The organism is Amycolatopsis rifamycinica (assembly GCF_000695625.1).
In the GTDB taxonomy this organism is placed as follows: Bacteria; Actinomycetota; Actinomycetes; order Mycobacteriales; family Pseudonocardiaceae; genus Amycolatopsis; species Amycolatopsis rifamycinica.
Genome location: NZ_JMQI01000079.1, coordinates 1 through 19,228, shown reverse-complemented (window position 1 = coordinate 19,228; position 19,228 = coordinate 1). Strand labels below are relative to the sequence as shown.

The 19,228-nt window shown below is 71.1% G+C and carries 23 protein-coding genes and 1 pseudogene; 15 read left to right on the top strand and 9 right to left on the bottom strand.

Going from position 1 to position 19,228, the window contains the following annotated elements; translation table 11 throughout:
* Positions 1-455: 455 nt before the first annotated feature.
* Positions 456-1,622 carry a pyridoxal phosphate-dependent aminotransferase gene (locus tag DV20_RS38410; protein ID WP_043788413.1) on the bottom strand — a complete coding sequence of 389 codons (1,167 nt, stop codon included), beginning with the start codon at positions 1,620-1,622 and terminating at the stop codon, positions 456-458.
* Positions 1,623-1,651: 29 nt separating this feature from the next.
* Between DV20_RS38410 and DV20_RS38405 the strand changes: the two genes are divergently transcribed.
* Positions 1,652-2,950 (top strand): DUF445 domain-containing protein, encoded by a 1,299-nt coding sequence (locus tag DV20_RS38405; protein ID WP_043788412.1) that lies wholly within the window; start codon positions 1,652-1,654, stop codon positions 2,948-2,950.
* Positions 2,951-3,164: 214 nt separating this feature from the next.
* On the opposite strand, the gene DV20_RS38400 is transcribed toward DV20_RS38405, so the two are convergent.
* Positions 3,165-3,626 (bottom strand): CGNR zinc finger domain-containing protein, encoded by a 462-nt coding sequence (locus DV20_RS38400; protein ID WP_043788411.1) that lies wholly within the window; start codon positions 3,624-3,626, stop codon positions 3,165-3,167.
* A 90-nt stretch (positions 3,627-3,716) separates the two neighbouring features.
* Between DV20_RS38400 and DV20_RS38395 the strand changes: the two genes are divergently transcribed.
* The 3 genes from DV20_RS38395 to DV20_RS38385 are packed head-to-tail and all read left to right on the top strand — an operon-like array spanning position 3,717 to position 5,086.
* Positions 3,717-4,085: a VOC family protein gene (locus DV20_RS38395; protein ID WP_043788410.1), complete on the top strand. Its 369-nt coding sequence runs from the start codon at positions 3,717-3,719 to the stop codon at positions 4,083-4,085.
* Positions 4,086-4,092: 7 nt separating this feature from the next.
* The gene (locus DV20_RS38390) at positions 4,093-4,473 is read left to right on the top strand and encodes a TFIIB-type zinc ribbon-containing protein (protein WP_084093878.1); all 381 of its coding nucleotides are present in this window, start codon (positions 4,093-4,095) and stop codon (positions 4,471-4,473) included.
* A gap of 1 nt (position 4,474) precedes the next feature.
* On the top strand, positions 4,475-5,086 hold the full coding sequence (locus tag DV20_RS38385) for an AAA family ATPase (protein WP_043788406.1): 612 nt from the start codon (positions 4,475-4,477) through the stop codon (positions 5,084-5,086).
* Positions 5,087-5,124: 38 nt separating this feature from the next.
* On the opposite strand, the gene DV20_RS38380 is transcribed toward DV20_RS38385, so the two are convergent.
* Positions 5,125-6,270 (bottom strand): methyltransferase domain-containing protein, encoded by a 1,146-nt coding sequence (locus DV20_RS38380; RefSeq protein WP_043788404.1) that lies wholly within the window; start codon positions 6,268-6,270, stop codon positions 5,125-5,127.
* A 144-nt stretch (positions 6,271-6,414) separates the two neighbouring features.
* Here DV20_RS38380 and DV20_RS38375 point away from each other — a divergent pair, with 144 nt between their 5' ends.
* The 6 genes from DV20_RS38375 (at position 6,415) to DV20_RS38350 (ending at position 10,934) form a co-directional block, all read left to right on the top strand.
* On the top strand, positions 6,415-6,861 hold the full coding sequence (locus DV20_RS38375; RefSeq protein ID WP_043788403.1) for a helix-turn-helix domain-containing protein: 447 nt from the start codon (positions 6,415-6,417) through the stop codon (positions 6,859-6,861).
* Complete coding sequence (locus tag DV20_RS38370) at positions 6,858-7,550, top strand: hypothetical protein (protein WP_043788401.1); 693 nt, start codon at positions 6,858-6,860, stop codon at positions 7,548-7,550. Before DV20_RS38375 ends, DV20_RS38370 begins: the two co-directional genes overlap by 4 nt.
* A gap of 85 nt (positions 7,551-7,635) precedes the next feature.
* Entirely contained in the window at positions 7,636-7,929 is a 294-nt protein-coding gene (locus tag DV20_RS38365; RefSeq protein ID WP_043788398.1) for a DUF2516 family protein, read from the top strand.
* Positions 7,930-7,942: 13 nt separating this feature from the next.
* Positions 7,943-8,485: a YbaK/EbsC family protein gene (locus tag DV20_RS38360; protein WP_043788396.1), complete on the top strand. Its 543-nt coding sequence runs from the start codon at positions 7,943-7,945 to the stop codon at positions 8,483-8,485.
* On the top strand, positions 8,482-9,489 hold the full coding sequence (locus DV20_RS38355) for an ornithine cyclodeaminase family protein (RefSeq protein ID WP_043788394.1): 1,008 nt from the start codon (positions 8,482-8,484) through the stop codon (positions 9,487-9,489). Before DV20_RS38360 ends, DV20_RS38355 begins: the two co-directional genes overlap by 4 nt.
* The gene (locus DV20_RS38350) at positions 9,486-10,934 is read left to right on the top strand and encodes an aromatic amino acid lyase (RefSeq protein ID WP_043788393.1); all 1,449 of its coding nucleotides are present in this window, start codon (positions 9,486-9,488) and stop codon (positions 10,932-10,934) included. Before DV20_RS38355 ends, DV20_RS38350 begins: the two co-directional genes overlap by 4 nt.
* 304 nt (positions 10,935-11,238) lie before the next feature.
* Here the strand turns inward: DV20_RS38350 and DV20_RS45260 are convergent, their stop codons facing one another.
* Positions 11,239-12,165, bottom strand: a complete 927-nt coding sequence (locus DV20_RS45260) for a GNAT family N-acetyltransferase (protein ID WP_043788391.1) — start codon at positions 12,163-12,165, stop codon at positions 11,239-11,241.
* A 60-nt stretch (positions 12,166-12,225) separates the two neighbouring features.
* On the opposite strand from DV20_RS45260, the gene DV20_RS38340 reads away from it, so the two are divergent.
* On the top strand, positions 12,226-12,789 hold the full coding sequence (locus DV20_RS38340; protein WP_043788390.1) for a cadmium resistance transporter: 564 nt from the start codon (positions 12,226-12,228) through the stop codon (positions 12,787-12,789).
* Positions 12,790-12,903: 114 nt separating this feature from the next.
* The gene (locus DV20_RS38335) at positions 12,904-13,605 is read left to right on the top strand and encodes a M15 family metallopeptidase (protein WP_043788389.1); all 702 of its coding nucleotides are present in this window, start codon (positions 12,904-12,906) and stop codon (positions 13,603-13,605) included.
* Positions 13,606-13,671: 66 nt separating this feature from the next.
* Here the strand turns inward: DV20_RS38335 and DV20_RS38330 are convergent, their stop codons facing one another.
* Together DV20_RS38330 and DV20_RS38325 are read right to left on the bottom strand one after the other, a co-directional pair.
* Positions 13,672-14,382 (bottom strand): ABC transporter permease, encoded by a 711-nt coding sequence (locus tag DV20_RS38330; protein ID WP_043788388.1) that lies wholly within the window; start codon positions 14,380-14,382, stop codon positions 13,672-13,674.
* Positions 14,379-15,077, bottom strand: coding sequence for an ABC transporter permease (locus tag DV20_RS38325; RefSeq protein WP_043788386.1), 699 nt, complete (start codon positions 15,075-15,077; stop codon positions 14,379-14,381). The genes DV20_RS38330 and DV20_RS38325 overlap by 4 nt, the downstream gene beginning before the upstream one ends.
* A gap of 138 nt (positions 15,078-15,215) precedes the next feature.
* On the opposite strand from DV20_RS38325, the gene DV20_RS38320 reads away from it, so the two are divergent.
* Entirely contained in the window at positions 15,216-16,136 is a 921-nt protein-coding gene (locus DV20_RS38320) for an ABC transporter substrate-binding protein (RefSeq protein WP_043788805.1), read from the top strand.
* 1 nt (position 16,137) lies between these two features.
* Here DV20_RS38320 and DV20_RS38315 read toward each other — a convergent pair whose 3' ends face one another.
* Positions 16,138-16,917 carry a class I SAM-dependent methyltransferase gene (locus DV20_RS38315; protein WP_043788385.1) on the bottom strand — a complete coding sequence of 260 codons (780 nt, stop codon included), beginning with the start codon at positions 16,915-16,917 and terminating at the stop codon, positions 16,138-16,140.
* A gap of 28 nt (positions 16,918-16,945) precedes the next feature.
* Positions 16,946-17,416, bottom strand: a complete 471-nt coding sequence (locus DV20_RS38310) for a MarR family transcriptional regulator (RefSeq protein WP_043788384.1) — start codon at positions 17,414-17,416, stop codon at positions 16,946-16,948.
* An 82-nt stretch (positions 17,417-17,498) separates the two neighbouring features.
* Between DV20_RS38310 and DV20_RS38305 the strand changes: the two genes are divergently transcribed.
* A complete protein-coding gene (locus tag DV20_RS38305) occupies positions 17,499-17,933 on the top strand; it encodes an SRPBCC family protein (RefSeq protein WP_043788383.1) in 435 nt (144 codons plus the stop codon).
* A gap of 95 nt (positions 17,934-18,028) precedes the next feature.
* A complete protein-coding gene (locus DV20_RS38300; RefSeq protein ID WP_043788381.1) occupies positions 18,029-19,036 on the top strand; it encodes an NADP-dependent oxidoreductase in 1,008 nt (335 codons plus the stop codon).
* On the opposite strand, the pseudogene DV20_RS38295 reads toward DV20_RS38300, so the two are convergent.
* Positions 19,033-19,228 (bottom strand): annotated as a pseudogene (locus DV20_RS38295) (haloacid dehalogenase); the annotation flags it as partial. The gene DV20_RS38300 and the pseudogene DV20_RS38295 overlap by 4 nt on opposite strands.

The following is a 19,228-nucleotide window of genomic DNA, read 5'->3' as shown; positions in this document are numbered from 1 at the left end:
GCCCAGGAAGCGCTTTGTGTCGGAGCGGCTCCGCTCGGTGCGCACCCGGCGGTTTCGGGCAAGTGCCCGGAATTCGGCCCGGGATGGGGGACGGCGACTGGGCCGAACGGGTTCCGCGCGCCGCTTCGCTTGCCCTGCGCCGAAACCGCGGGACACGTACCGGTCCGGGATCCGGCTGCGGTCCGTGATCACGACGAGGTCGCCCGACGCCCCTCCGGCGCGTCCGGCGCGGCGGAAGCTCGCGAGGGGGAGCGCCGCGCCGCGGGCCTTGCCGAGAGCGCCGCGGCCGTCGCGCACAGCTGCCCTCGCCGTCGCGGAGAGTGACAACTCGGATTGGCAAGTGGTGGACGCGCGGCGCGACCCGGCCGGCCGCCGGTACGTCGGCGGGCCGGAGCCCCGCCCGCTGTGCCGCGCGGGAAGGGCGGGAAACCGTCTACTCAGCCGGACCGCAGTGATCAGACCAGTTTGCGCAATCGGGTGATGGCCTCGTCGATGACCTCGTTGCGCTTGCAGAACGCGAAACGCAGCAGGTGTTTCCACTCGTCCGGGTGATCGGTGAACACCTTCACCGGCACCGCGGCGACCCCCACCCGGCCCGGCAGCTCCCAGGCCAGATCGGCGGCGTCGGTGAAGCCGAGCGGCCGCACGTCGACGCAGACGAAGTACGTGCCCGCCGTCGGCCGCACGGCGAACCCGGCGTCCGCGAGCCCGGCCGATAGCCGGTCGCGCTTCTCCTGCAACGACTCGCGCAGGCCGTCGACCCAGGGCAGCTCGTGGTCCAGCGCGTGCGCGACGGCCGGCTGCAGCGGCCCGCCCGAGACGAAGGTGATGAACTGCTTCGCCGCCTTCACCGCCGCGACGAGCTCCGGCGTCGAGCAGACCCAGCCGATCTTCCAGCCGGTGCAGTTGAACGTCTTGCCCGCGCTCGAGATGCTCACCGTCCGCGGCCGCATGCCGGGCAGCGTGACCAGCGGAACGTGCTCCGCGTCGTCGAAGACCAGGTGCTCGTAGACCTCGTCGCAGACCGCGATGAGGTCGTGTTCGACGCACAGCGTGGCGAGCGCCTCCAGCTCGGCGCGGGTGAACACGGTGCCGGTCGGGTTGTGCGGCGAGTTCACCAGGATCGCCCTGGTCCGCGGCGTGACGGCGGCGCGCAGCCCGTCGACGTCGAGGCCGAACCGGCCGTCCGGGCCTTCGACCAGCCCGACGACCCGGCGCTCGGCGCCCGCCATCGCGACCGCGGCGGCGTAGGAGTCGTAGTACGGCTCGATGACGATGACCTCGTCACCGGGCTCGGTCAGGGCCAGCAACGCCGCCGCGATGGCCTCGGTGGCGCCCGCCGTGACCAGGATCTCGGTGTCCGGGTCGTACTCGGTGCCGTAGCGCAGCCGGTGCCGCGCGATCGCGGCCCGCAGCTCGGGCCGCCCGGGCCCCGGCGGGTACTGGTTCGCCCCGCCGAACAGGGCGTTCTTCGCCGCTTCGAGCATTCCGTCCGGGCCGTCGGTGTCCGGGAAGCCCTGGCCGAGGTTGACGGCGTCGTGCTTGACGGCCAGCGCGGTCATCTCGGCGAAGATGGTCGAGGTGAACGGCCGGAGGCGGGGGACGAGAGCAGGTTCGCGCACGATCAGCCATCCTCACGGACAATGGTGATGTGGAGCAACTGACCCCCGCGAAGGTGACGCCCGCCGACCCACCGGGCGGCGCGGCCGGTGAAGAGGAAAAGCGGCGCGCGCTGCGCAAGATGAAGCTGGTCGCGCTGTCGTTCCTGCTCGGCGCCACGCTCGTGTTCCTGCTGACCAGCTGGGCGCAGGCGAGCGGCTGGCCGGGCTGGGTCGGGTACGTGCGCGCCGCGGCCGAGGCCGGCATGGTCGGCGCGCTGGCCGACTGGTTCGCCGTCACGGCCCTGTTCCGGCACCCCCTGCGGCTGAAGATCCCGCACACGGCGATCATCCCGAACAAGAAGGACGCGCTGGGCAGCAGCCTCGGCGACTTCGTCGGGTCGAACTTCCTGTCCGAGGAGGTCGTGCGCGACAAGCTCAAGCGCGTCGAGATCGCCCGTCGGCTCGGCGGCTGGCTCGCGGAGCCGGACAACGCCGAGCGCGTGACGTCGGAGCTGGCCACGGCCGTCCGGGCGGCCGTGAAGGTGCTCCGCGACGAGGACATCCAGGCGATCATGGAGCAGGCCGTCGCGCGCCGGATCATCGACAAGCCGTGGGGCCCGCCGCTGGGCAAGATCCTGCAGGGCGTGTTCGCCGACGGCGCCCACCACAAGCTCGTGGACCTGATGTGCGACCGCGCCTACGAGTGGGTGCGCGACAACCACACCACGATGCTGCGTGTGGTGTCGGACCGGGCGCCGAGCTGGTCGCCGAAGTTCGTCGACGAGATGCTCGCGGACAAGGTCTACGGCGAGGTGCTGTCCTTCGTGTGGGCGGTGAAGACCGACGTCAACCACCCGATGCGGCTCGCGCTGGACAAGTTCCTCGGCGAGTTCGCCCAGGACCTGCAGACGAACCCGGACGTGATGGCCCGCGCCGAGCAGGTCAAGGGCCAGATCGTGCACCACGAGGAGGTCCAGCGGCTGATCGGCTCGGCGTGGAGCACGGCGAAAGAGATGCTGCTGACCGCGGCCGAGGACCCGTCGAGCGAGCTGCGCCGGCGCGTCCGGCTCGGGCTCACCTCGCTCGGGCAGCGGCTGATCACCGACGACCAGCTGCGCGCGAAGGCCGACGGCTGGGTCGAGGGGGCCGCGGCGTACCTCGTGAAGAACTACTCACGGGAGATCACCACGATCATCACCGACACGGTCGAGCGGTGGGACGCCGAGGAGACCTCTCGCAAGATCGAGCTCCAGGTGGGCCGCGACCTGCAGTTCATCCGGATCAACGGCACGGTGGTGGGCGCGCTCGCCGGGCTGGTCATCTACGCCGTCGCGGAGCTGCTGTTCTGACAGCCGTTGCATATACCACAGCCGAGAGACCCTTAAACCAGTTGTCCACAGGAAGCTGAGTTATCCCCCGGGTTATCCACAGCTTTTCACGGTGATGGCCTAACGGCTGTCCACAACGTGTGGGGGCCGGGCGGTCCAGGGCGTGGATATGTGGTGCTTCGTCCCCAAGTTGTCCACAACCGTTCGAGGGTCCGCCGCTCGGATGAGGGCGGCTTCAGCCGGCGGCGGCGCGGGCGCGCCAGCCCCGCGCCTTCTCGCGGTTGCCGCAGACGCGCATCGAGCACCAGGTGCGCGAACGGTTGCGCGACTCGTCGTAGAACGCCCACAGGCAGGTGTCGGCGGGGCAGATCTTCAGCCGGATCCACTCGCCGCGGACGACCAGCCGCGCGCAGGCCGCGAACACCGCGCCCACGACGTCGTCCGCGACCAGCGTCGGCCCCTCGGCGGTCAGGGAGATCCGGGTGCCGACGTCGACGCTGCCACCCGGCAGCCGCGGGTCGCCGATCGCCGCGCGCAGGGCGTCCCGCGCGGCGCGGGCCTCGCCGGCCGGATTGGCCGCCAGCGCGTGCGCGGCCGCCCACTCGCGCCACTGCCCGGGATCTTCCAGCAGGTCAGTGCCTTCTTCGACGTTGACCGTGTTGAGGAACTCCACCACGAAGGACGCGTCGGTGTGCACTTACCGAGTGTACGGCGGCCGGCGGTTGCCCCCGGGTGCGCTAACCCACATAATCCTTTTACTGGTTACTCAAGATCGAAGGGAGCGACGATGAGTGCGGTACCGACCCTGGGTGTGGTGGCCCTCGACTGCCCCGACCCCGTGGCGCTGGCCGAGTTCTACCGCGCGGTGCTCGAGTGGGAGGCGCCCGAAGTGACCGAAGACGGGCACTGGGCGACGCTGGCCAACCCCGCGGGTGGCGCGGGCATCGCGTTCCAGCGAGTGCCCGACTACCGCCCGCCGGCCTGGCCGTCCGCGGAGAAGCCGCAGCAGATGCACCTGGACCTGAACGTCACGGACATGGAAGCGGCCCACGAGCGCGTGCTGGGGCTGGGGGCGAAGCTGCTCGACGACAACCCGAAGACGTTCCGCGTCTACGCCGATCCGGTCGGGCACCCGTTCTGCCTCTGCGCCTGCTGACGCGTTTTTGCGTAGGCTCTGCGGTGTGATTTGTCCGAAGTGTCAGAACCAGATGCGGACCGTCGACAAGAACGGCATCCACATCGACCAGTGCGAAGGCTGCCGCGGGATCTTCCTGGACCGCGGCGAGCTCGAGGCGATCGTCGGTGCGGAGAGCTCGTTCTACGGCCAGCAGCCGCCGCCGTACCAGGGAGGCCCGGCGCCGACGGCGCACTACGGCCGTCCCGACTCGCCGCGCCCGTACCGCGGCGGCTACCCGGACTCGCCCAAGGGCTACCGCGGGGGCTACGCCGACTCGCCGCGGCCGCACCGGGGGTACTCGGATTCGCCGCGCCCGTACGGCCACGGCCACCGCAAGCGCAGCTTCCTCGAGAACCTCTTCGACTGAGGTGGGGCTCGACCTGCGGATCTGCCCGGCCTGCGGAGACCGGGCCGATCGCCCGGTCGTCGCGGGCGCGGTCGTCACGTGCGCGAAGTGCGGGCACGAGTGGCCGTTCCGGAAGCTGCCGCTGTTCGCGCTGACCGGCCCGAGCGGCGCCGGCAAGTCGACGATGGGGCCGCTGCTGGCCGACCGCTTCGGCGGCGACGTCGTCGTGCTGGACCAGGACATCCTCTGGATCCGTGCCCTGCACGACGACACCGCCGAGTTCCGCGCGATCTGGCTGCGGATGGCGGCGATGCTGCACCAGAACGGCCGTCCGGTCGTGCTGTGCGGCACGGTGGCGCCGCCGGAGTTCGAGCCGCTGCCGGAGCGCGCGTTCTTCAGCGACATCCACTACCTGGCGCTGGTGGGCTCGCCATCGTCGCTGCGCGCCCGGCTGCGCGCGCGCCCGGCGTGGCGGGAATGGGACGAGCAGCGGATCGACGAGATGCTGGAGTTCAACGACTGGCTGCGGAAGTCGGCGCCCGAGCTGGGTGTCGACCTGTTCGACACCACGGACGTCACCCGGGAGGCGACGGCCGACCACGTGGAGAAGTGGATCCGCGCCCGCCTCCCCTGACCCGGCGGGGCACTTTCACGTGAAAGTGCCCCCGGCGGTCAGGCCAGCGGCCAGGTGCGGCCGTCCGGGGAGTCGAGCCAGAACTCCTGCCGGTCGCCGGTCACCGTCACGCCGAACCGGTCGCGGTCCGGTTTCCCCAGCTCACACCACTCGACGAAGGCCGCCTCGGCGAGCTCCCACAGGGCCCGCGGGCCGCCCTGGGCGACCTCGTCCGCGCCGCCGCGCTTGCGGTGGCGGACCCACGAGCCGTCCGGGTGGACCAGCGCGACGCCCGGTGCTTCGTCGCCGCCTTCGCGCACCGGGCGGACCCCGGGTAACGCCAGCCCGGCGAAGAATTCGAACTGGCGGCGGGGCTGGAGCACGGCCGACATCGGCAGCCGCGTCTGCTCCCAGTCGCCGCGCGACGGCATCGGCAGCGGGCCAGTCTCCGGGAGCCGGTGCGCGCGCAGCGGCATGAACCGGCCGTCACGCGCGAGGACGCGGCCCTGCGCGGTGCCGTCTTCGCCGGCGACGAGCCGGACCAGCCCGGCGCCGATCGGGCGGTTCAGCGTCGTCACGATCAGCCCGCCCGGCGCGGTCTGCGCCAGCCAGGCCGGCGGGATCGACGTCACCGAAGCGGTGCACAGCACCCGGTCGAACAACGTGCCTTCCGGAAAGCCCTGCGCGCCGTCGCCCACCGCGCACGCCGGGCGGTACCCCGCGGCGGCCAGCCGCTCGCGCGCCGTCGCGACGATCGCCGGGTCGATGTCCACTGTGGACACCCGGCCGGCGCCGCAGCGGTGGCTCAGCAGCGCGGCGTTGTACCCGGTGCCGGTGCCGATCTCGAGCACGCACTGCCCGTCGCGCACCCGCAGCTCTTCGAGCATGATCGCCATGATCGACGGCATGCTCGACGAGCTCGTCGGCGTCCCCGGCACCGGGCCGGTGCGCCGGGCGAGCTCCCAGCGGCCGGGGTCGTCGTCGAGCTGCGTCACCAGCACGTCGCGGGAGTAGGCGGTTTCCAGCCAGCCCGAGTCGCCGCGCTCGACCGCCGCCCACAGCCCGCCCGCCGGTACGAAGAACCGCGGCAGGAAGACGTGCCGGGGCACGGTGCGGAAGGCGGCGATCCACTCCGGCGCGTGCAGGACGTCCTCGTCGAGGAGGTGCTCGACGAGGCGTCGCCGCAGCCGGGCCGAGCGCGTCATGGGACCACGGTAGCGGTGCGCGTCACACCCGATGGTTGCAAGCAGAGTGCTTGCAATAGCTAGCACTCGCGCGTACCGTCGAAGGTGTCGCGAGGAGGTGACCGGATGGCAGATACCGGTGGGACGTCAGGATCCGGCAGTCCCATGGAGAAGGTCGCGGACATCGCTTCCGACATCGGCGAGTACATCCGCCAGCAGCGCAACACCGCGAAGATCTCGTTGCGCCAGCTGTCGAAGCTCGCCGGCGTGTCCAACCCGTACCTGAGCCAGATCGAGCGCGGGGTGCGCAAGCCCAGCGCGGAGATCCTGCAGCAGATCGCCAAGGGCCTGCGCATTTCGGCGGAAGCGCTGTACGTGCAGGCCGGGATCCTCGACCTGCCGACGGGCGGGCCGGTGGGCGACGCGATCCGCGCCGACGCCGAGCTGACCGAACGCCAGAAACAGGTCCTGCTCGACGTCTACGAGTCCTTCCGCCGGGAGAACGCCGCGGCACGGCCGGCCGCCGCTCCCGCCACGGAGACCGCAGGCACCGCAGGAACCACAGACACCGCAGACACCGCTCCAGCCGCGAACACCAAGGAGTCAGCATGACCACCCCGAAGACCACCGAAGACGTCAAGAAGGCCGTCACCACCGCCCTCGACCAGGTCCGCACCCCGCTGCTCGCCGCGCTCGGCGCCGGCAACCTGGCGACCCACGCCGTCACCGACGCCGTGGCGAAGGCCAAGGAGAACGTGACCAAGAGCGGCGAGGTCGCCCGCAAGAACCTGCAGGAGCTGCCGACCGACGTCGAGAGCCTCCGCGGGAAGCTGGACCCGGCCGAGCTGCGCAAGGTCATCGACGAGTACACCGAGGCCGCGCTCAAGCTGTACAACAAGCTGGCCGAGTCGGGCGAGCAGGCGTGGGACAAGATCGCCGGGCAGCCGCAGGTCAAGAAGGCCATCGAGCAGCTCGAGGAGGCCCTCGTCACCGCGCAGGGGCAGGCCGAGGTCGTCACCACCGAGGTCCGCGAGCGCGTCGACGGCGTGCTGGCCAAGGTGACCAAGCGCACCCGCTCGGCCGGCGAGAAGACGGCCCGCAAGGTGACCGAGGTCGCCGGCGACACGGCCGACGCCATCGAGGAGCTGGGTGACGACGTCGCCCACGAGACCCGCTCGGCGAGCCGCCGGGTCGCGAACAAGACGGCCCCGAAGACGGCCGCCCCGGCCCGTCGCACGACCACGTCGAGCACCACCGGTGCCGCCGCCAAGAAGCCGGCCGCGCCGAAGACCGACAAGTGACATCGCCGTGAACACCCGGCCCCCGTCACCGGACCTCCGGTGGCGGGGCCGGGGTCGTTCGGGCGGTTTGCCGTAAGCTGTCGATGTGCTAGTCGCCATCTGGATCCTCAATGTCATCCACTGGGGCAGCGCGCTGGTCGGGCTCTTCGCCTTCGTGCACGCGCTGCTCCAGCGTGCCGACGCCTACTCCGCGGCCGACCGCAAGACCAAGCCCATCTGGATGCTGATCACGGGCGGCGCGACGCTCGCCATGGTGCTGTTCCCGGTGATGGGCCCCGGGATGATCTTCTACGTGCCCGCCATGGCCGCGACCCTGGTCTACATCGTGGACGTCCGCCCGAAGCTGATCGAGGTCCAGCGCGGCGGCTCCAGCTGGTAGCTACCCTGGCGAGGTGACCTGGACCATCGCCGGGAGCCTCACCGTCGTTCCCGCCCCCACGCGTACTGACCTGCTCGCCGAGCCCGTGGCCAAGGCCCTGGCCGCGCTCGCCGACCCGGACGCCGTCGGCGTCGCGGAGATCGACCCGTCGCTCGCCGACACCGCCGCCTTCTGCGAGGCCTACGGCTCGCCGCTCGAGGCGTCCGCGAACTGCGTCGTCGTCGCCGGCAAGCGCGCGGGCGAGGTCCGCTTCGCGGCCGCGCTCGTGCTCGCGACCACCCGCGCCGACGTCAACGGCGTCATCAAGCGCCGCCTCGACGTCCGGAAGGCGTCGTTCGCGCCGATGGACGAAGCCGTCTCGCTGACCGGGATGGAGTACGGCGGCATCACGCCGGTCGGCCTGCCCGCCGAATGGCCCATCCTGCTCGACCGCCGCGTCGCCGACGCACCCGAGCTCGTCATCGGCAGCGGGATCCGCGGCAGCAAGCTGCTGATCTCCGGCGCCGCGCTGGCCGCCCTGCCCGGCGCCGAGGTCGTCGAGGACCTCGCGCGGTGACGTCCGTCTGGCTCCGGTACCTGACCGGCGCCGACATCGACACGCTCGGTGTCACGGACGCCGACATCGTCGGCGCGGTCGAGGACGTGCTCGCCGACCACGGCCGCGGCCAGGTCGTCTTCGAGCCGCGTACACACCTCGTGCCGGACAACGGCGGCAAGGGTCACTTCAACATCCTTCGCGGCCACCTGTCCGCGAAGCAGGTCAGCGGCGTGAAGGTCGTCGGTGACTTCGTGGGGAACTTCGAACGGGGCCTCCCTTCGGAAATGGCGTTGATCCTGCTGCTGGACCCGGACACCGGCATGCCGCGGGCCATCGTCGACGGCACGATGGTCACCGAGGCCCGCACCGGCGCGATGACCGCCGTCGGCGCGAAGTACCTGGCCCGCCCGGATGCACGGGTGCTCGGGCACATCGGCGCCCGCGGTACCGCCTGGTGGAACGTCGTGCTGCTGGACTCCTTGTTCGACTTCGCCGAGATCCGCGTGACCAGCAAGCGCCCGGAGTCCCGCGAGGACTTCGGCCGCCGGCTGTCCGAGCGGCTCGGCAAGGACGTCCGCGTCTGCGCCACGGCCGAGGAGACCCTGGACGGCGCGGACATCCAGGTGGAGGCCTCCCGGCTGGTCGAACCCGAGGCGCTGGTGCGCCGCGAATTCCTCCGGCCGGGCACCTTCCTGGTGCCCTACGGCACGATCAGCGCGCTCGAGCTCACGCTGCTCGACGACATCGACAAGGTCGTCGTCGACGACTGGCGCGAATCGCGGTCCGGTAACCCGCGGTTCGGCGCCCTGCGCCCGCAGCTCAACGCCGGCCTCCTCACCGAGGACAACGTCCACGCCGAGATCGGCGACATCGTGGCGGGCGGCAAACCCGGCCGCGAGCACGACGCCGAACGGATCCTGTTCTGGCACCGCGGACTGTCCACAACGGACGTTGCCGTGGCGAACATGATCCTCGCCCGTGCCGAGGCTTCCGGCGTCGGCACCATGTTGCCCTACCGATGATCGTCTCCGACAGCGAGTTCGCTGACAGTGAACGGTTGGTTCTGGACAAACCGCTGGTAGAAGCCCTGAAGCGGCGCCGGGAAGAGGTCTTGACGGCCCTGGCGCAGCGGGACAAGCCGGTCTACGGGGTCACCACGGGGATGGGCCGGCTCGCGGGTGTCGCGCTGGACTCCGGGCAACAGGCCGAACACCAGCGGAACCTGCTGATCGGCCGGGCCGTCGGCGGGCCGCCGTGGTTGCCGCCCGAAGACGTCCGCGCGCTGCTCGTCGTCCGGCTGCGCGACTTCCTGCGGCCGTGGTCGGGGGTGAGCGCCGAGCTGGTGCAGTTCCTGGTGGACCGGGTGAACGACGGCTTCACACCCGCTGTCCCGCGTTCCGGGCTCGGCAGCTCGGGCGAGATCATCGCGCTCTCCCACGCGTTCCAGACGTTCCTGGGCATCGGCACGGTCTTGGAGGACGGCGTCGAAGTGCCGGCCGCTTCGGCGCTTGCCACCCGGGGAGCCACGCCTTATGTGCTCGGGCCGAAAGAAGGTGCTTCGCTGCTTCAGGGTTCTCCGCTGGCGATGATGCACGCTGCGCGGGGTTGGACCGAAACCCGGCAGCTCGTCGGCCTGCAGACGCTCACCGCGGCGATGGCGATCGACGTGCTCGGCGCGCCCCGCGAGGTGTTTTCCCCGGTCATGGCGGGCAGCGACGACCATCTGCGGCGGGTGCTGCACGAGCTGACCGGCCTGGTGGGCACCGGCCCGGTGCGGCCCGGCGTGGTGCAGGCCCCGCTTTCGGTGCGGGTCGTGCCGCGGGCGCTGGCGCACGCCTCCCGCGTCAACGGCGACTTGCACGACACCCGCCGGCGCTGGGACACGATGCCGGGCGATTCGCCGTCCTTCGTCGACGGCTCGTTCGTGCCGGGGACGGCGTACCACGCGGTGGACCTGGGACTGCGGATGGACGCGGTGACGGCCGCGCTGGTGCACCTCGGCGAGATTTCGGTGCAGCGGACGCATCGGGTGCTGGACGAGCGGTTCAGCGGGCTGCCACCGCAGCTCACGGCCGACCCGGGACCGAGGGCGGGTCTGACGCCGTTGCACAAGCGAGCGGCCGGCGAACTGCACGCCCTGCGCCGGCTCGCGGCACCGGCCACTCTCGGCGCGATCGACACCTCGGCCGGCCAGGAGGACGTGCAAGCGTTCGCCCCGGCGGCGGGCGAGCAGCTGCGCGCGGCGGCGGCGCACCTTTTCGCGATCACGGCTTGCGAGCTGATCACGGTGTCCCAGGCGCGGTACCTGGCCGGCGGGGACGGTGTGCCGGGACTTCGCGCGGGTTACCGATGGGTGCGGTCGGTGGTGCCGCCGCTGGACGAAGACCGCGCGCTCGGGCCGGAAGTCGAGCGCCTGATTGCCGCTTGCCGGGCGGCTTTCTTCGAAGACTTGGCGACGCTTACCTGAATCTGTGCCGGGCGTTTTCCGCGCCGGCCCGCGGGGGCGCCCCCCGTCTCGACACTATCGCGCGGCGCCGACGATTTCGGAACTGCGGCGGGGAAATGCCCGAAGTTGTCCACAGAGCTGCCCGGATGCGGACAAACGCCGTCTTGACCCGATCGCGTGCGCCGAAGATTTCGTTGCTACAGCAGAGAAATCAGGCTCTGAAAGGAAACCTCGCAGAGTTGTCCACAGACTTACCCAGATGTGGACAACCGGCTGCCGGAGGCCCTCGAAACGGACGTCCGGCGCGGGCGGCGCGCTACGTTCGTCATTGAGCGCCCTCCGGGGACGCGGGCCCCGGGAAAGGAGGGATACGACGGCGGGTTCGCGTGAAGGTGAGGGTGCGGGCATAGGGGCGGAAGCCCAGACCGCGATACAGAGGGAGGGCACCTGCGGACTTCGGATGATTGAGCACCGGATACACGACGGCTTCGCGAGCGCCGGCGTGGTGGGCCGCGCGCAGCGCGGCGAGGCACACCGCGCGGGCGAGCCCCGTCCGACGGAACTCCGGCAAGGTTCCGACGGGCTCCAGCTCGCCGACGGCATTGCGCTCGTCGAGCCAGATCAGGCACTGGGCGGCGAACCGGCCGTCGGGTGCTTCGGCGACCCAGTCCAGTTCGGCCCGGTACGGCCAGGCGGCCATGACGGTCCGGTAGCTCGGTCCGGTCACCCTCGACGGGTGCCAGACCGCGCGGTGGAGAGCCACCCGCCGGTCCAGGTCGTCCGGGCCGACCGGGCGGAGCGTGAACCCGGCGGGCACCACCGGCTCGGGCAGATCGACGAGGAGGCGAGACATATACGACTGGAAAACCGGATTCTCCTGCGGCGCGTAACCGCACCGCTCCAGAGCGGCGGCCACGTGCTTCTCGGCGTCGAGCACGGTGACCGCGAGCTCGGCCGCGGAGGCGGTGTCTGCGAACCAGGCGAGCACCTCGGACGCGAGCTCGGGGCGCGCCGGATCCACGAGCAGCATCAGTTCACCGGGTAGCGAAATCCAGCCCCACGCGACGATTTCGCCGTCTGCTTCCCACAGCGCGGTCGGCCACTCGGCTTCGCGGCCGGCGTGCTGGAACCGCCCCCACGCGAGATCGCCGACGTGCAGCGAACTCGCCTTCGACCAGATTCGCTGGGCCAGGCTCTGCATGGCACGGAGGTCGGCCGGGCCGGTGTAGCCGCGGCGCGTGACGGCGGGCATGGGCAGAATCGTGCTGTGCCGCGCCGGCCTTCGCCAAGCGGTTTTACCGTGGAGGTGGGTGTGGACGCCGGACTGCTCGGGCGGGCGGCCGCGATGTTCGCGGTGACGAACGTCGACGATCTGGTGCTGCTGGCGGTGTTCTTCGGCCAGGCGGCCGGACGGCGGGGTGCGCTCAAGGTCGTGACGGGGCAGTTCCTGGGCTTCGCGGCGATCTTGGCCGTGTCGGTCGCGGGTGCGCTCGGGGCCGGCCTGCTGCCCGCGGGCGCAGTGCGCTGGCTGGGCGTGCTGCCGGTGCTGCTGGGCATCCGCGCGGCCTGGCGGGCGTGGAAACAGGACGACGACGAGCCGCCGCCGGCGGCCGGCGTGCTCGGGATCGCGGCCGTGTGCTTCGCCAACGGTGGTGACAACGTCGGCGTGTACGTTCCCGCGTTCGCCGCGACCGGGCCCGCGGGCCTGGTGGGCTACGTGGTGGTGTTCCTGGTGGGCGTGGCCGTTTGGTGCGCGGCGGGCCGGTTCCTGGCGACCCGGCCGGGTGTCGCCCGGGTCCTTGCCCGGTGGGGCCACGTGGTGCTGCCGGCGGTGCTGATCGCGCTGGGCGTGCTGATCCTGGTCGGCGCGTTCTGACCGCGTTCGGGGCGGCCGGACGGCGGTGACGTTCGCCGGTGTGCGCGAGGTTGCTCCGCTGTGGTGTATCCGACGTCGGATCAGCCGGTTGCCGGGGTCAGGCGTGGGGTGATCATGAAACTGAGAACCAGAGTTCTTGCCATCGTCACGTTCACGCTGTCCGCGGTCCTGGCCGTGGCCGCGCCGGCCCCGGCGGCCCCGGCGGCCACCGGCCCGCAGACCGTGGAACTCGCCGCGCCGGCCGGGAGCGGGCTGCCCGCCTACGTCGCCGTCATCAAACCCGTCACCGCCGAACGGCTGGGCAACAGCTGGCACGAAGGATGCCCCGTCGGTCCCGACCAGTTGCGGCTGGTCAACCTGAGCTTCCTCGGCTTCGACGGCGCCGTGCACCGGGGCGAACTGGTCGTCCACGCCGACCGGGCAACCGAAGTCGCCCGCGTCTTCGCCGACCTCTACTTCGGGCGGTTCCCCATCGAACGGATGGAAACCGTCGAAAAATACAACTCCGACGACGACGCCTCCATGGCCGCGAACAACACCTCCGCCTTCAACTGCCGGGCCATCACCGGCGGAACCGCCTGGTCCAACCACTCCTACGGCCGCGCCATCGACGTCAACACCGTGCAGAACCCGTACATCTCCGGCAGCGGCACCGTCTACCCGCCCAACGGCGCCCCCTACGCCGACCGGACCCAGAACTCGCCCGGCATGATCCACACCGGCGACGTCGCCGAGCAGGCCTTCACCACCCGCGGCTGGACCTGGGGCGGCTCCTGGGACACCCCGATCGACTACCAGCACTTCGAAAAGCCCTGACGCAACGAGCCACCCAAGCTTGCCCGGGATCGCCGCCGGATCGGTGGGCGGCGGTCCTGTGTGGACTCAGTCGCGGCGGGCGTTCTGCAGGGCGAGGCCGCGGGGTGTCGCCGCGCGGGTGATCAAGGCGAACGCGCCGTCGCACAGCAGGGCCAGGACCACCGCGGCCAGGCCGCCCGCGAAGATCGCTCCGTAACCCTGGGCGCCGACCGCGAAGCCGTCGACTATGTAGCGGCCGAGGCCGCCGCCGTCGTTGACGATGGCTCCGATCGCCACCGTGGCGATCAGCTGGAGGAACGCCACCCGGGCGCCCGCCAGGATCACCGGGGACGCCAAGGGGAGCTCGAGGCGCAGCATGATCTGCCACTCGCGGAACCCCGTTCCGCGGGCGGCGTCGACCGTCTCCTGCTCCAGCGTCACCACGCCCGCGTACGTGTTCGTGAACAACGGGGGCATCGCCAGCGCGACCAGGGCCAGCAGCAACGGCCAGAACGTCGTGTCCAGCTCCCAGCGGCTGGCCAGGAACCAGAACAGGATGATGAGCCCGAAACTGGGGATCGCCCGGCCGATGTTCACCGCGCTGCTCGCGAGGAACGCGCCGCGGCGGTAGTGGGCCAGCCACAGCGCCGCCGGGATGGTCAGCAGCGCCGCGATCGCCAGTGCGAGGAGGGAAAACCTGAGGTGCTCCAGCGTGCGGTACGGGACGCCGGCCTTGTCGGTCCAGCTCCAGCGGTTCGGCTCCGCGAGCCACGCGTTCAGCTGGTCGAGGAAGCTCATCGCGCCCGCACCTTCCGCGACCAGGGCGCCAGCACGCGCTCGCCGAGCCAGAGGACGAGATCGACCACCACCGCCAGGACGACCGACAGGCCCACGCCGACGATGATCATCGTCGGGTTGGGGATCGGCGTCTGGATGCCCCCGCGGATGAAGTAACCCAGGCCGCCGAGGCCGAGCATCGAGGTGACCGTCACCAGGCCGATCGTCGTCACCGCCGCGACCCGCAGGCCGGCGATCACCACCGGCAGGGCGAGGGGCAGCTCGATCTGCCAGAGCAGCCTGCCGCGCGTGTACCCCATGCCGACCGCGGCCTCGCGGACCTCGTTCGGCACCTGGTCGACGCCGGTGACGATGTTGCGGACCAGGATCAGCAGCGTGTACGTCGCGAGCGGGATCATCGCGGACACGAACGTCAGCCCGAAGAACGGCACCAGCACCGCGAACGCGCCCAGGCTCGGGATCACGTACAACGCGCCCGTCGTGCCGAGGATCACCGGGTACGACCAGCGGTACCGCAGCGAGACCACGGCGAGCCCGATCGACACCACCAGGCCGATGCCGAGCGCGGCGCCGGTCAGCGAGATGTGCTCGACGAGGCGCTGGACGATGGCGTCGGCGTTGCGGTCCACCCACTTCCACTGGAAGAGCGGGGGCCCGCTGTCGGCGGCCAGCGGCGTCACCGTGGTCACGTGCACCGGGCGACCCTACCCCGATCGGGCGGCAAAATTCCGCAGGCTGGGAATTCCGCGGTCTTTCTCCCACGATGTGGATTCCTGTCGGGGGTCGGAGCTAGGGTCCCTTGCGTCTGTTCGAGTGACGAGGGAGTGGGATTCGTGCGCTGGTTCCGGAACGCGTCCGTGGTGGCGGTGGCCGTCGCGGCGACGCTCGGTTTGGCCGCCTGTGGCGGCAGCGACAGCGGTGACAAGCCCGCCGCGCAGGGCAAGGGTGGCGCGCCGATCGTCGTCGCGTCCTTCAACTTCACCGACAGCCAGATCCTCGCCGAGATCTACGCGCAGGCGCTGGAAGCCAAGGGCTACCCGGTGACCCGCAAGCTGAACCTCGGCTCGCGGGAGCTGATCTACCCGTCGCTGAAGTCCGGTGAGCTGCAGTTCATCCCGGAGTACCAGGGGGCCGCGATCACCACCGGCTTCGGCAAGGAGGCCGGCAAGACCGCACAGGAGGAGCACGAGCAGCTGGCGAAGCTGTTCGAGCCCAGCGGCGTCGCGCTGCTGAACTTCGCGGCCGCCGAGGACAAGAACACCTACATCATCAAGTCCGACCTGGCCAAGGAAAAGGGCATCGCGTCGATCAGCGACCTGAAGAAGCTCGACAAGGTCGTCATGGCCGGCCCGCCGGAGTGCGAGAAGCGCCTTCCGTGCTTCAAGGGCTTCAAGGACGTCTACCAGCTGACCAACATCAGCTTCCAGACCATCCAGGAAGCCGGTCCGCGCGTCCAGCAGCTGAAGTCCGGGGCCGTCACGGTCATCCCGGTCGACTCGGTCAGCCCGCTGACCGGTGACCCGGCCTACACGGTGCTCAAGGATGACCAGAACATCGTGCCGACCGAAAACGTCGTGCCCGCGGTGAACAAGAAGGTGCTCGACGAGCGCGGCGCCGACTTCGCCAACGCCGTGAACGCGGTCAGCGCGAAGCTGACGACCGACGTCATGCGGGACCTCAACAAGCGCGTCGACTCCGACGGCGAACGAGCCGAGGACGTCGCGAAGGACTGGCTGGGCCAGGCCGGGCTCTGAGCTACGCGGTCCCGCTGACGACCCACGCCCGGGCCGTCAGCGGGATCGAGCCGTCCGGGTTCGCGGGCAGGCGGCCGCGCAGCAGCTCGCGGATCCGGTCGCGGTCCGCTTCCGGCAGCGTGGCCAGGTACGACGGCGCCGGGCCCTGCGCGCCGAGGAACGGCTGCCAGTAGTCGTCGAAGTCCGCGAACACCGTCGGGATCGTGATCTCGCCGACGGACACCGCGGAGAAGCCCGCGTCGGTCCACAACCGGCCGAGCGGCTCGGGGTGGCACAGCGGGAACCGGCGGCCCTCGTCGAGCTCGGCGGCCGCCGCGGGGTCGAACTCGGCGGCCGCGTCCCAGAAGCGGCGGATCAGCTCCATGCCCTCGGCGAGGTCCCACAGGTAGGCGGCGGCCCGCCCGCCGGGGACGGTCACCCGCGCGATCTCCGCCGCCGCGCGGGCCGGCTCGGGGACGAAGTTCAGGACCAGGCCGGACACCACCACGTCGAACCGGGCGTCCGGGAACGGCAGCGAACGCGCATCGGCGAGCGTGAACGTCACCCGCGGATCGGTCACGGCCGCCCGAGCCGTCTTCAGGAACCCCTCGGACGGGTCGGCGCCGACGACTTCGGCGGGGTCGGCCGCCGCCAGCACCGCCGAGGTCAGCGCGCCCGTGCCGCAGCCGACGTCGAGCCAGCGCCGGCTCGCCGGGGCGCCGAGCCGCCGGACGAACGTCTCCGCGATCCGGCGGCTCCACCGTCCGATGTAGGCCTCGTAAGCGTCGCCTGACTGCCACATGCCCCGAGTACAGCACAGGAACCGCTGCTCAGCCCCCGGTCAGCGCTCCGGTCGCGTCCTGTCCCGCCGACGTCGCGCGGCGCAGGAACCCGGCGATCAGGGCCAGCTCGTGCTCGCTGTAACCAGCGCAGAGCTCGTCCATCGCGGTGTTCATCCCCGCGTAGAGCCGGAACAGCTCCCCGGTGCGGCCGCGGACCGCGCGCACCGCCACCGAACGCCGGTCGGCCGCCTCGGGATCGCGTTCCCGGACGATCCAGCCGCCCTTCTGCAGCCGGTCGAGGATGCCGGTCATCGTCGCCGGGTGCAGCCCGGCCCGGCGGGCCAGCGCGCTCGGGCTGAGCGGGCCGTGCCGGGCGATCAGCTCCAGGCAGTCCAGGTCGACGTCCTTGAGCGCCAGCTGGGCGCTGACCTGGTGGTTCAGCAGCGCGAGCTGGTTGCGCAGCTCCCGCAGCGCGTCCTTCACCGCCACGGTCGACCGGCGGTGCCCTCCCGAACCCATGCCAGGCAGCCTAACCGCCCGTCGGCGGTGCGCGGCGCAGTGGAATCGTGGACCCTGATCTGTACGCCGGAGAAGGAGTGAAATGGGAAAGGTCACGGCCACCGCGGAGCGCACCATCGACGCCCCGGCCGACAAGGTCCGCGCGCTCGTCGCCGACTACGCCGAGACGCGGCCGAAGCTGCTCACCGAGCACTACCGCGACTACCAGGTGACCGAGGGCGGCGTCGGCGCCGGGACCAAGGCCGGCTGGAAGCTGCAGGCGACCTCCAAGCGCGTGCGCGACGTCAAGGCGACGGTCACCGAGCCGCGGCCGGGGACGCTCGTCGAGACCGACGCCAACTCGAGCATGGTCACCACGTGGACGGTCACTGGGGTGGGTGACCGCAGCTTGGTGAAGATCGAGACCACGTGGGACGGTGCGGGTGGTATCGGTGGCTTCTTCGAGAAGACCTTCGCGCCCGGCGGGCTGAAGAAGATCTACGACGGCGTGCTCGGGAAGCTCGCCGAGATCGTGTAGCTCGTCACAATCGGAATCTGCGCCCCGGTTAGCCGGTTACACCAGGGGGAATCCGGGGCGTATGCCCCGCTTCGACCATTGGAGGAGATCCGACGATGAGCACGGCGACCGAAATCCGGCTGGCCTCGCGTCCGGAAGGCGTTCCGACGCACGACAACTTCGAGATCGTCGACACCGAGGTGCCGACGGCGGGTGACGGCCAGATCCTGGTGCGCAACCTGATCATGAGCGTCGACCCGGCGATGCGCGGCCGCATGCGGGACGTCAAGTCCTACGCGCCGCCGTTCAAGGTCGGCGAGGTCATGTCCGGAGGCGCGGTCGGCGAGGTCGTCGAGTCCCACGTGGACGACGTCAAGCCCGGCGACCACGTGCTGCACCAGGCGGGCTGGCGCACGCACGCCGTGCTCGACGCGGGCCGGTACGTCAAGGTCGACGGCGCCGCCGCGCCCCTGTCGACGTACCTGGGCGTGCTCGGCATGCCGGGCCTGACCGCGTACGCGGGCCTCCTGGAGTCGGCCGAGTTCAAGGCGGGCGACACCGTGTTCGTCTCCGGCGCGGCCGGTGCGGTCGGCTCGCTGGTCGGGCAGCTCGCGAAGCTGAAGGGCGCCAAGCGCGTCATCGGCTCGGCGGGTTCGGCGGAGAAGGTCCGCCACCTGGTCGACGACCTCGGCTTCGACGCGGCCTTCAACTACAAGGACGGCCCGGTCGCCGAGCAGCTGCACGAGGCGGCCCCCGAGGGCATCGACGTCTACTTCGACAACGTCGGCGGCGAGCACCTCGAGGCGGCGATCGACGCCATCACCCTGCACGGCCGGATCGCCATCTGCGGGATGATCTCCCAGTACAACGCGACCGAGCCGACGCCGGCGCCGCGCAACCTCGCGCAGGTCATCGCCAAGCGGCTCACCATCCGCGGCCTGCTGGTGATCGACCACTGGCACCTGCAGCAGCAGTTCGTCACCGAGGTCGCGCCGCTGGTGAACTCCGGCGAGATCAAGTACTCGGAGACCTTCGTCGACGGCATCCGCAACGCGCCGGAAGCCTTCCTCGGCCTGCTGTCGGGCGCCAACACCGGCAAGATGCTGGTCCGGATCGCGGACTAGAGGAGCTCGGCCAGCTCCGGCAGGGTCGACGCGCTGTAGGTGGGCGCGGGCGAGCCGGGCAGCGGGTGGACCCCGGGACGGGTGAGCAACGCCGTCTCGAGCCCCGCCGCCTGGGCGCCCGCGACGTCCCAGTCGTGCGCCGCGACCATCACCGCGCGCTCGCCGGGGTAGGCGGCCACGACCTGCCGGTAC